This is a genomic window from Paraburkholderia sp. Ac-20340, assembly GCF_017104965.1.
Taxonomy (GTDB): domain Bacteria; phylum Pseudomonadota; class Gammaproteobacteria; order Burkholderiales; family Burkholderiaceae; genus Paraburkholderia.
This window is the reverse complement of the sequence record NZ_JAAGPR010000001.1, coordinates 231,156-240,555: the sequence shown is the minus strand read 5'-3', so window position 1 is coordinate 240,555 and position 9,400 is coordinate 231,156. Positions and strand designations below refer to the sequence as shown.

The following is a 9,400-nucleotide window of genomic DNA, read 5'->3' as shown; positions in this document are numbered from 1 at the left end:
GGGCTTCAGAGACACTTATTCACAGTGTCAGGTTGATGCGTATTCTACGGTCGAAAACCGCAAAGTCAAGAAATTGCGCGTCATGACGCCATAAATGGCAACGTGGAGAGCAAATCGTCGGCGCGTTTGCGCGCCAATGACTCGATTCCGTCTACCGCAGTCAGGACAGCGGCGCTCTCCGCTTCCTCGTCCAACACGGCATCCGCACGCGCGCCGTCAGTCGCGACACGCACGCGCTTCGCCGGTGCCTTTGCCTTTGGCTTCGGCACCCCGCAAATCCATTCGCGCACTATCTTCCAGTGGGCCGAAGCCGTGTTTTCGCTCACGCCGCACTCTTTGGCCAGCGTGCTGATCTCCACTTTCACGCCCATCGCCTTTTCGACGAGCCGCCGCCGCAAGCGATAGTGCGACAAATGGCCGGCCAGCTTTGCCAGAGCGGCTTGCTCCAGAGTCCGGATCGCTGCGACGTATTCTGGATTGGGCATGTGCCCTGAGCAGCAATCGCTACCGCAGGCGCACGGCCACGATTTCGGCGCGAAGCGAGCGGCAAGTACCGCCCGATCCAGCTCGCTCAACTGCTCGAGCTCGCGGCGAATCATGCCGGCCTGCCCGGCACCGTCGTTACCGCTCAAGCCCTTCCCGGTGCGTGGCGACGGTGCGGCCATTCGATCGACCAAAGAGCGGTCCTGCCGCTGCATCGAATAGTTGAACGCGAACACGAGAGCGTCTTGTGGCGTGCGGAACAGCTTTTCTGTGGTTTCGCTCATCGGCTTGCCTTTCTAGGTTGCAGGTTTTTCAATGCTTCGATGCGCGCGCTCTGCGCGTGGAGCGTCTCGCTCAATAGCCAAAGCGCTGACGCGGAAATCATGACGGTCTCTTCAGGGCGCCCGGCGCGCACTGCGCGTGACGCCTCGCGCAACGCGCTTTCAAGATCGGTCTGCGCCGCCGGCGCGGGCCGAGGGCGGCTCAAACTGCACGCTCCAGCTCGCCAGAGTCAAAGAAATCGCGTAGCGATCTACGGTTCTTGCTAAGCCGCGCAGTGCAGCGCAGATATTCGCGATCGACCCACGCGCCGCGCGGCGCTTCGATGCCAGCGCGGCGGTCGTCAGGAACGTAGACCTCGACCTCTGCTAGATCCGGATCGAGCGATCCGTCGGCCAGTTTCTTGCGACGGATGACGCGCACGCGCGCGACGTGCTCGGCCTCCCCCGAGACATATGTGATGCGGTTACGGTATTTCCCATACGTCGCCGGAACTAGCGTCGGCACGTCGGTGATCAGCACCATCGTCATCGGCTTTCCCCGTAGAGTCGCTCGAGCGTCGCGTTGAGCAAATCCATCTGCGTCATTTTCAAGATCCGCAGATACGTCTGGTCTCCATGCACGCCGTTTCGGCCTTGATGGCAGTCGTCGTGACATAGCGGGATCGTGCAAAAGTCGCCGGCGCGCTGCGCGCCACCATGGCCAACGCGAGCGTGGTGTACGTCGGTTTTCGATTGCTGCTGGCGGTCGAGCAACGTGCAACAGATGCACGCCATCTTCGCGATACGCCCCATGTGCGCCGACTCGCGCTTGTTAGGTCGATGCTTCATGCAGCGATCTGCTGGCGGATAGTGGAAAACGGATCGATTTTTCCCGCCAGCACGCGGCGACGAAAGCGATGCTGCTTCCCGTTGACGGAATTGGACGTCGCGACGGGCATCGGCGCGTCAGGGCCTGCGCCTAGTGACCATCGAGGCCACCAGCCGCCATTGCCAGTGACTCGAACACGTTCCCAGCCTGATTTGAAAAAGTGAATGCCGTGCCCCTGGCGTAAGAGCGTGGTGACGCGCTGACGTGATCCTGCGCAGCGCGCGGCGATCTCCGGCACAGTGAGGTTTGGCTGAGCCGCCAGCACGCGGATGAGCTCTTCGGTCACCCACGAATATGAGCAACCGCGCTGTTTCGTGCGCCGCGGCAACCCGCTTGCGAGGCCGTGCTCCATCACCGACCGCCAGCCGCGCGCGGGAAAATGCTCGGCGCAGAGCTGCTTCAATGTGCCCTTCTCAAACCAGATCTTGCGGAGCAGCGCGTATTCAGCTGGCGTCCACTTCGCGTAAGCCATTTCGCGCACGCCAAGCTTCAGTTTGCGCATGCGCCCCTTGACACCGTTGCATGTGCGACCGGCGAAGTGCGCGGCAATCTGCTCGGCATTTAACTCAGTTGCGTGGAAAGCACGCAGGCGCGCATCGTCTTCGGGTGACCAATCGGGATTTTTCATGCCTCACCGCCGCGCACGAGACGCCAGATGCGAATAAGCAGCGGTGCGCGCCGGGGCGCCTCGGGCTGCGCCTCCCACAGGCGCCCATTGGCCCCACAAAGATCAACGGAGATGAAATCGCCACCGCGCGCCTCGCTACACGTCGGCAACCAGCCATTGACCGGGTCGCGCAAATATTCCATACGCGGGTGGCGACACGCGCGCGGCATGCGTGGCGAAGGTGGTGACGGTTGACCGAAGCGGCATGTCGAGCACGTCGGCGCCGGCTTTTGAATGGTGTCCATTGCACGCCTCACACCGCAACGCTGCGCGTCAGATCTTCAATAAACTTCCCAATAAGCTCACACCGTTCGCGCAGATTCTCTATCGACGTGCGCAGGGTGAGCGTTTTTCGCGCTTCATTTCCGTCTTCGTCGGACAATCTGACATTGAAGTGGTTTTTCATCGCCGTTTATCTCCCGTCAAAAGGTTTGCCGGCGCGCGGCCGGCGATCATGGATCTAAAGTCAGGCCTTCGTGAAATCGACGTAGTACTCGCCACCCAGCTCGAACTGCACACCGGCTTCGTGGTTCACCGTCTGCAACTTCATGACGCCGCCGGGCGTCGCCGCGTAGAAAGCGTCGTTTTCCGGAGAGCCGTTCACCACCGGCGACAGCTCGATCTCGTGGATATGCCCCTTCTGGCTGTCCCAGTGCTCACGCTGGCTGGTCGACGTGACTTTGAATTTCGCTCGTACGGTGCTCATGGTTTGCTCCAAGGTTGAACCGCCAGCAGCTGCTGGCGGCGTGATGAAAAGAGATGGGAAGTGCGATTGGGCGTAGCGCATGTCCGCCAGTCGTTCCCTGCGCACGCGTGCGGCGTTTTCCGGCGTGCCGAGGAAGTACTCCTCTGCGCTCATCACACCGGGCATACGCATGGCGCGCCACTCAGCTGCGATCTGCTCAGGATCGAGGCCCACGCCACTTGCGACCGCGCGAGCGGCGTCGATCGGGTTCACGCCTATGGTTCCGTCGCTCACGGTTTCGAGAGCGTTTCGGCAAGTTCGTCGAACGTCGAACTGCCGCGCACAAGCGAGTCGCCGAAGTAGACTGAGATGCGCGGATGCGGCGCGCGCACGTCGTCGTAGCGGATATTTTCTTTGGACCACTGGTCGAGCGCGTATTGCTCCAGTTCGGTCTCAGCGGCGATGAGAAGCGTTCCGTCTGGGCGGATCTTCGTTTTCATGCTGGCACCTCGTCAGGAACATCGGCGCCGAACTTAAGCGCCACATATGCGCGCATCGCCGCGACGAGCGCAGTGGCTCCCGAGAGCGCGTGCTTGTTGAACAAATCACGTAGTTCCTGTTGCTGTGCTAACCAGTGGAGATGGCCGTCTTGATCGAGCCAAGGGGCTATTTCGAAGCGCTCGCGCTCGATAATCGGACCGCCTTGCGCCCAATCCGACGAGTAGTGCGGCACCCCGCGCGACCCGTGCTCGCTAACAATCACCTGCACAAAGGAATTTGCCTCCGCACGAAATCGACGGTCTACGGCATGGCCCTCTGCGCGAGCCACCCACTCGTCGAGCTGCGCGCCGCTCAGTTCGGATACCTTCATTGGGATGCTCCCGGTTCGCTGTTCCACATTTCGACAACGTCGGCGATCGCCTTTTGTGGGGCCGCGCTCGTGAATTGCAGCGTCACCGTCACGTCGCATTCACCGCACTCAATGCTGGCCAGCCACGAATTGATTTCGATCTGATCGACGCTCGGATCTTTCGCCACGCCGCCGCAAAATTTGCAGGGTTCGAGCTTCATGCTTTCCATCCGTCGTTGTTTGTGCGGCGTGAAAACTTCGCGCGGCGGCGCGCGGCACGGTTATCGATCTCGGTCGGCGATGCGAACTCGGGGAGATCGAATTGCGCGCGGGCCAGCTTTTCGCAAGCGGCCTTCATCCGCAGCTCCTCGCCGTCGAAAAGCGAGTCGCACACGATTAGCGCCCCACCGAGTTCGCGCGCGACTCGCTCCGCCAGCTCCGGATCAATGCCGTATACCTCGGGATGAAGAACGAAATACACTCCGGTCACGCTGGCACCTCTTCGCCGAAGACCGCCATCACATAGGTGCGTGCCGCAGCTATGGCAGGAGTCGGGCCATTCGCCGTGAAGAAGACCCCGTTTCTTACGTGTGCCGCACGCCAAGTATCTGGAAGTTCAAAAATGCCAACCCGTTCTGCATCGGAGAAGTTGGTATCGAACGGAAGCGGCGCCAATTGCCAGTCTTCGGTGCCATCTTCAAGGACAGGAATCACGACCCGCCAGCCAGCCGGCGCGTCCTCATAAAATGAACATTTGACCCACACTTCCAATGTGTGGCCGCGCATGTCTTTAACTCTCATGCCGGCACCTCGTCAGTCACTTCGGCGCCGAACTTTGAAGCGACGAACGCGCGCATCGCCGCGATGAGCGGCGTGGGACCCTCTTCGATAACATCTGCCTCCAGATAACCGTGACAGATCTCTGGCCGCACAAGCGCCACCCAAGCGTCACAGAGATAGACCGCGATTCCTTCGCGTTCGATGATCGGACCTGCTTGCTGCCAGTCACTCGAATAGAAAATCAGCACACCGCAGTCGGTCGCGCGGTAGCAGCCGTCTTGAAAGCTGTAGGCCGCACCGCGGCTTCCGTCTGCTTTCGCGACCCAGTAATCGAGCAGCGCGCCGCTCAGCTCACTTACTTTCATTCGAGATACTCCTTTCGGCCATCGGTGTGCACGCGATACCAGCGTTTCTTGATGGTCTTGACCCACGCGCCGTCGGACCAGCGGTAATAGCGTTCCTCCGTCGTTTCGAGCCAATAAGTCCAGTGCCGATCGCGGCGGAACAGGACCACGACAAACGCTATGAACGCCACAAAAAGAAACGTCGAAATCCAATCGAGCGTGCTCAAGCGGTCACCTCGTCGAGCTGCTCGTCGTGCACCGGCAGCCCAGTGATCTGGCGCAGGCAGTAGTCGGGGACGGCGATGACGTCGTGGAGGATGTCGCACTGGCGATCGAAGTCCCAACAGGGCATCGGACGCGGCAGCCGCACGACCCAGCAGAAGCCGAGATTCGGGTAATCGACGGTTTCGCCAGGCACATCGACCGGCAGCCCGAGCAACTCCGGGAAATCGGATTTGACGATGAGCGCCATGCACGGCGGCTTACAGTTCATGCGGTCACCTCGTCTCGCTCTTCTTCCGTCACCGGCACACCATTGATCGGTCGAAGCTGCGCGTCGAGGAAGCAGCACTCAAGGTCGTAGCCCGCCCGCTCGCCCGGAAAATCCCAATCCGAAAACGGCCCGGGCGCGCCGATGAAGCGCACCTCCCAGTACGGCCCTTCGTCGTCCTCTTCCGGCGGCGAGAGCGCGAGTACTTCGACGATGCGCCCTTCGTTTTCGGGGAATTCGTCCCGAATCACATAAGCGAGATCTCCGGGTTTGCAGTTCATCGAAAGGCCTCCGCGATCTGTCGATTAATTTCTTTCTGAAACTCGGCGAATAGGCTCCATTGCGTATCGAATAGACCTTCGCCGTAGGCAAGTTGCAAAACCTCGCGGTCGACGTGATCAAGAATTTCGACGTCGGCCGGCGCCATATGCGACCGATCACGTCGATACGCGCTCGCCGCCATGCGCAGCCAGGTCGGCCCAAAGATCACGCGGGAATCCGAGGCTAGCGCGATGAGCGCCGCGGCCGACAAATAGTTCGCGATGTCGTTTTTCACGCGCCGCCCTTCTTCGCCGCGCGCCGGCGGTCGTCGATCGAGCGGTTGATCATCGTGCCGCCCAGCCCGTCATCAGCGCGGATGCCTTCGCCGCAATGAGGGCAGCACGGCACCATCGAGCGGCTGCGCCATGCCTTCTCGACGCGCTGAGCGGCCGTCAGGTGGATGTCGCGCACCTTCGCCTCGGCGTGCGCGCGTTCGCGCTCATTCAGCCTTCGCAGCGCGCGGCCGTAGTGATCGAGGAACAGCGTGAGCGTCCAATAAGCATCGAGCTGCGTGCCGCAATCAGCGCAGCGCACAATGCTCCCGACGTCGTCGAGGTTGAGCCGCTTGTGCGCGCACTCGGTCGCGGCCCGCGTCTCGTGCTTTTGCTGGCGCTGGATGCGCAGCTCGTCGATGTCGATGACGTTGCTCATCGCAGCGACGCTTGCAACATGGCATATGCCTTTGTGCCCATCACGAGCCGATTTCCCGGCAGCTTGTAGATCGGGCTGTGCGTGCCGAAGAACTGGAGCATCCAGTCGTTGAGCTCGTCGACAAACGCAGCCGGCATTAGCGCCGCAAACTCAGGCGACGTCTGCATGCGCGGAACGTTGTCGAGCGCCGGATCGACGGAGATGTTCATGCCGAACAATTGGCTGCGAAGTGGGTTGTCGATCATGACGCGTAGAAGTCCACAGGGAGAAGGTGGTCGCCGAAAAATTCGATGACGCTCTGGTACCGCGCCGTGCCCTGCCAGCGCTTCAGCACGTGCTCGATCCACGGCCCGCGGCCAGAGGCCTGCGCCACGCGAATCAGGTAATCCGGGGTCGTCTCGTTCGGGCGACGCTCCACGCGCTTGCTTCTGCCCTGCGCGTTGATGCCCGAATCGCTTTCCCACCACGGCGTGCTCTGGCTGGCGGACGGCTCGGCCTGCGCTTTCCCGGCCGCCAGCACCTCGCTCACGAAGCAGTCGAGAAATTTCGCGCCAATGGCGCGCTCGTCCTGCTTTGAGTCGCGGCGCTTCTGCGCGCGGCGATGCGCTTCCGCCAGCTGCACCTGCGTCAAGCCCTTGCCAACCCATGTCAGCACGAGCAGGCGGTCCGCCAGCTGGTCGACCGCGACGTTCGGCAGCACGGCGAGCCACGCGAGAAGTTGCGCTTCGGCATCTGGCGGCGCGATGTCATCAGCGTTGTGCGGCGGCTCTTCGGTTTGCTCGTCTTCAGGCAGCAGCGGCAGCGAGTTATCCACAGCGTCGGCTTCGCGCGCGTCGCTGCTGCTACTGCTCTCTAAGCCAACATCTGCTTTATTGGGCTCCAAATTTGGAGGGGCTTGAGGTGGGATTTCACCCCCCTTAACGTGGGATTTGGAGGGGCTTGAAGTGGAATCTGGAGGGGCTTCGTTTTTGGAGGGGCTTGGTTTTTCACCCCTCTTAGCCCGCTTACCCGAAGAGGCTCCAATTTTGGAGGGGCTTCGTTTTTGGAGGGTCTTCGCCTCGTAATCCTCACGTGACGGAGGGCTGAGCGAAATCGTTTCGCCCGTGCGCTGGTCGATCGCCTGCACTATCGTCGAGCCGGCCGGCGCCACCATCTGATAGACAACGATGCTGCGTGTCTCGCCAATGCGCTTGTCCGTCTCGATCAGATAGCCCTTCTCGATCAGCTTCGCGCGCGCCTTGCGGATCGTCTGGATGTTCAGCTCCGTGTCGATGAGCAACTCCTCGTTGGTCACCCAGGTGCTGTAGTCCTCACTGGCCCAGTTCGCGTAGGTCTTCAGGACAGTCTTGGTCGTCGAGTCGCCCACGCACTGGCGCTTTGCCCATTGGAAAGCGTAGTGGCTCATGCGACGGCCTCGCGAATATGGCGCGCGATGCGGCGCTGCGCGTCCATGCGCTGCTCCCAATAGCGGTAGTAGAGGTTTTTGTGCCACGTGCCGAGCACGGCGGGCGGCAGCTTCTCGCGGCCAAGCACGTGCGGCGCGCGCGCCACGAAGATCTCGAAGCCGTCGAGACACGTGCTGGTCGACTGGACGCGGGTCGGCTTGACGTGCCAGACGCCCGCGCGCTCAGGCACCCACTCGGGGATGCCGAGCTGCTGGGGCACGACGTAAATGAAGCGCGTGATCCAGGCGGGCATGCCCACCCACTTCGGCTTCGCGAGATCCCTGCGCCAGTCGCCGAGCGAGATCTTCACCTCGAGCTCGGTCGCGTAGTTCGCGCGCGTGACCACGACGAAATCGGCGCGATACTCGAAGCGGCTGTGACCGACGGCGTAGCGGATCGACGCCTCAGGAATCAGGGTGTTGGCGCGATGATCGACGTGGCGCCGGATGGCAGCCTCGATCAGGCCAGCGTTGAACTGACGGCCATGATCGCCGCCAGCAGATGAATTCTCATGCTTCGACATTGGCGTCTCGCGGCGCGCCGATATTGACGCGGTAATGCACGATTCGCCCGTCGCGCAGCTCTTCGACCAGGCCGAGCGCCGCCAGCGCGCGGATCTGGTCGCGCACGCTGCTGTCGGAAATGCCACACATCACGGCAATACGCGCGATCGTCGGGCAACACTCGCGCGTGCTCATCACGCTAAGGTGCGCCAGACAAAGCAAAACGAGCTTCTGCATGCCGCGAAGCTCGATGTCCCAGGCTTGATTGGTCAGGTGGTGAGACATCCAGTCCCCATAGCTTGTTTGACCGCTTCAGCGATCTGGCTGCGTTGTGTAGGCGGCATCGGCAGCGAAAGGTCGCGCCGGTCGACGGCATCGCGATCCGTTTTTACCCTGCGCAGGTTCAGGTCAGGCATGACGCCCTCCTCCTGAACGGTCTTGGGGATCTTTCCAGCGAAACCGAGCATCTTCACGCCTCGAACGACCCAGACCGGCTTCTTCATGATTTCGGTCCATTGGACGTCCAGCTCGACGACGTTCACCACGGCGCCATCGTTCGCAGTGCCCGTATTCACGACGCGTGCGATATCTCCCGCTTCGACGTTCATTGGTCTTCCTGAATGCGTGAACGAACCGTCAGGCGGCAGCGCCGCATGCACCCATATTCATGCGCGCGCAACGGCAATTACTGCCGATGACGTTCCCTTCCGCGAGATAGTCCATGTAGCTCACGGTCGTCACGACGAGACCGATCGCGCGGAACAGCGTGTCGAGATGTTCCAGAGTGATACCCGCCGTGTTCGACAGGATCTTCGATGGCATCGACTGGTCCCAGCCCGTCGCCTCGAGGATGGCCTGCTTCTTCTTAGGGTCCGCAATCGCTTCCCGTAACTGCTTTTCGACGATAGGCATGCGCATCGGCGCAATCGGTATCGTCTGTGCTGCGTGGTTCATGAGGGTTACTCCCTATTCAATTATTCAGGAATGCGATTGAACGCATCCTCTTTTACAGTCGGTGCATGCCACTCACAA

22 protein-coding genes are annotated in these 9,400 nt (G+C 61.4%); all 22 read right to left on the bottom strand.

Annotated elements, in window-relative coordinates:
* Positions 1 to 80: 80 nt before the first annotated feature.
* The 22 genes from G3N59_RS01255 to G3N59_RS01150 all read right to left on the bottom strand — a co-directional run bounded on the left by G3N59_RS01255 (position 81) and on the right by G3N59_RS01150 (position 9,322).
* Positions 81 to 767: a DNA-binding protein gene (locus G3N59_RS01255; RefSeq protein WP_205980657.1), complete on the bottom strand. Its 687-nt coding sequence runs from the start codon at positions 765 to 767 to the stop codon at positions 81 to 83.
* Positions 768 to 966: 199 nt separating this feature from the next.
* Positions 967 to 1,293, bottom strand: coding sequence for a hypothetical protein (locus G3N59_RS01250; RefSeq protein WP_205980656.1), 327 nt, complete (start codon positions 1,291 to 1,293; stop codon positions 967 to 969).
* A 295-nt stretch (positions 1,294 to 1,588) separates the two neighbouring features.
* Positions 1,589 to 2,260, bottom strand: coding sequence for a hypothetical protein (locus G3N59_RS01245; protein ID WP_205980655.1), 672 nt, complete (start codon positions 2,258 to 2,260; stop codon positions 1,589 to 1,591).
* 292 nt (positions 2,261 to 2,552) lie between these two features.
* Positions 2,553 to 2,705, bottom strand: coding sequence for a hypothetical protein (locus G3N59_RS01240; protein ID WP_205980654.1), 153 nt, complete (start codon positions 2,703 to 2,705; stop codon positions 2,553 to 2,555).
* 60 nt (positions 2,706 to 2,765) lie between these two features.
* A complete protein-coding gene (locus G3N59_RS01235) occupies positions 2,766 to 3,257 on the bottom strand; it encodes a hypothetical protein (protein WP_205980653.1) in 492 nt (163 codons plus the stop codon).
* Between the two features lie 17 nt (positions 3,258 to 3,274).
* The gene (locus tag G3N59_RS01230; RefSeq protein WP_205980652.1) at positions 3,275 to 3,484 is read right to left on the bottom strand and encodes a hypothetical protein; all 210 of its coding nucleotides are present in this window, start codon (positions 3,482 to 3,484) and stop codon (positions 3,275 to 3,277) included.
* On the bottom strand, positions 3,481 to 3,855 hold the full coding sequence (locus tag G3N59_RS01225) for a phage protein NinX family protein (protein ID WP_205980651.1): 375 nt from the start codon (positions 3,853 to 3,855) through the stop codon (positions 3,481 to 3,483). Before G3N59_RS01225 ends, G3N59_RS01230 begins: the two co-directional genes overlap by 4 nt.
* Positions 3,852 to 4,055 carry a hypothetical protein gene (locus G3N59_RS01220; RefSeq protein ID WP_205980650.1) on the bottom strand — a complete coding sequence of 68 codons (204 nt, stop codon included), beginning with the start codon at positions 4,053 to 4,055 and terminating at the stop codon, positions 3,852 to 3,854. Before G3N59_RS01220 ends, G3N59_RS01225 begins: the two co-directional genes overlap by 4 nt.
* Positions 4,052 to 4,324 carry a hypothetical protein gene (locus tag G3N59_RS01215; protein ID WP_205980649.1) on the bottom strand — a complete coding sequence of 91 codons (273 nt, stop codon included), beginning with the start codon at positions 4,322 to 4,324 and terminating at the stop codon, positions 4,052 to 4,054. The genes G3N59_RS01220 and G3N59_RS01215 overlap by 4 nt, the downstream gene beginning before the upstream one ends.
* Positions 4,321 to 4,635, bottom strand: a complete 315-nt coding sequence (locus G3N59_RS01210; protein WP_205980648.1) for a hypothetical protein — start codon at positions 4,633 to 4,635, stop codon at positions 4,321 to 4,323. The genes G3N59_RS01215 and G3N59_RS01210 overlap by 4 nt, the downstream gene beginning before the upstream one ends.
* Positions 4,632 to 4,979 (bottom strand): phage protein NinX family protein, encoded by a 348-nt coding sequence (locus G3N59_RS01205; protein ID WP_205980647.1) that lies wholly within the window; start codon positions 4,977 to 4,979, stop codon positions 4,632 to 4,634. The genes G3N59_RS01210 and G3N59_RS01205 overlap by 4 nt, the downstream gene beginning before the upstream one ends.
* Positions 4,976 to 5,185, bottom strand: coding sequence for a hypothetical protein (locus G3N59_RS01200; protein WP_184852888.1), 210 nt, complete (start codon positions 5,183 to 5,185; stop codon positions 4,976 to 4,978). Before G3N59_RS01200 ends, G3N59_RS01205 begins: the two co-directional genes overlap by 4 nt.
* Positions 5,182 to 5,451 (bottom strand): hypothetical protein, encoded by a 270-nt coding sequence (locus tag G3N59_RS01195; RefSeq protein WP_205980646.1) that lies wholly within the window; start codon positions 5,449 to 5,451, stop codon positions 5,182 to 5,184. The genes G3N59_RS01200 and G3N59_RS01195 overlap by 4 nt, the downstream gene beginning before the upstream one ends.
* Positions 5,448 to 5,729, bottom strand: a complete 282-nt coding sequence (locus tag G3N59_RS01190) for a hypothetical protein (RefSeq protein WP_205980645.1) — start codon at positions 5,727 to 5,729, stop codon at positions 5,448 to 5,450. Before G3N59_RS01190 ends, G3N59_RS01195 begins: the two co-directional genes overlap by 4 nt.
* A complete protein-coding gene (locus G3N59_RS01185; protein WP_205980644.1) occupies positions 5,726 to 6,004 on the bottom strand; it encodes a hypothetical protein in 279 nt (92 codons plus the stop codon). Before G3N59_RS01185 ends, G3N59_RS01190 begins: the two co-directional genes overlap by 4 nt.
* A complete protein-coding gene (locus G3N59_RS01180; RefSeq protein WP_205980643.1) occupies positions 6,001 to 6,420 on the bottom strand; it encodes a hypothetical protein in 420 nt (139 codons plus the stop codon). Before G3N59_RS01180 ends, G3N59_RS01185 begins: the two co-directional genes overlap by 4 nt.
* On the bottom strand, positions 6,417 to 6,665 hold the full coding sequence (locus tag G3N59_RS01175) for a hypothetical protein (protein ID WP_205980642.1): 249 nt from the start codon (positions 6,663 to 6,665) through the stop codon (positions 6,417 to 6,419). The genes G3N59_RS01180 and G3N59_RS01175 overlap by 4 nt, the downstream gene beginning before the upstream one ends.
* Entirely contained in the window at positions 6,662 to 7,825 is a 1,164-nt protein-coding gene (locus G3N59_RS01170) for a hypothetical protein (RefSeq protein ID WP_205980641.1), read from the bottom strand. Before G3N59_RS01170 ends, G3N59_RS01175 begins: the two co-directional genes overlap by 4 nt.
* The gene (locus tag G3N59_RS01165) at positions 7,822 to 8,388 is read right to left on the bottom strand and encodes a hypothetical protein (RefSeq protein ID WP_205980640.1); all 567 of its coding nucleotides are present in this window, start codon (positions 8,386 to 8,388) and stop codon (positions 7,822 to 7,824) included. Before G3N59_RS01165 ends, G3N59_RS01170 begins: the two co-directional genes overlap by 4 nt.
* Positions 8,375 to 8,653: a helix-turn-helix domain-containing protein gene (locus G3N59_RS01160; protein WP_205980639.1), complete on the bottom strand. Its 279-nt coding sequence runs from the start codon at positions 8,651 to 8,653 to the stop codon at positions 8,375 to 8,377. The genes G3N59_RS01165 and G3N59_RS01160 overlap by 14 nt, the downstream gene beginning before the upstream one ends.
* Positions 8,638 to 8,976: a hypothetical protein gene (locus G3N59_RS01155; RefSeq protein ID WP_205980638.1), complete on the bottom strand. Its 339-nt coding sequence runs from the start codon at positions 8,974 to 8,976 to the stop codon at positions 8,638 to 8,640. The genes G3N59_RS01160 and G3N59_RS01155 overlap by 16 nt, the downstream gene beginning before the upstream one ends.
* Before the next feature lie 28 nt (positions 8,977 to 9,004).
* On the bottom strand, positions 9,005 to 9,322 hold the full coding sequence (locus tag G3N59_RS01150; protein WP_205980637.1) for a DNA-binding protein: 318 nt from the start codon (positions 9,320 to 9,322) through the stop codon (positions 9,005 to 9,007).
* Between the last annotated feature and the right edge of the window lie 78 nt (positions 9,323 to 9,400).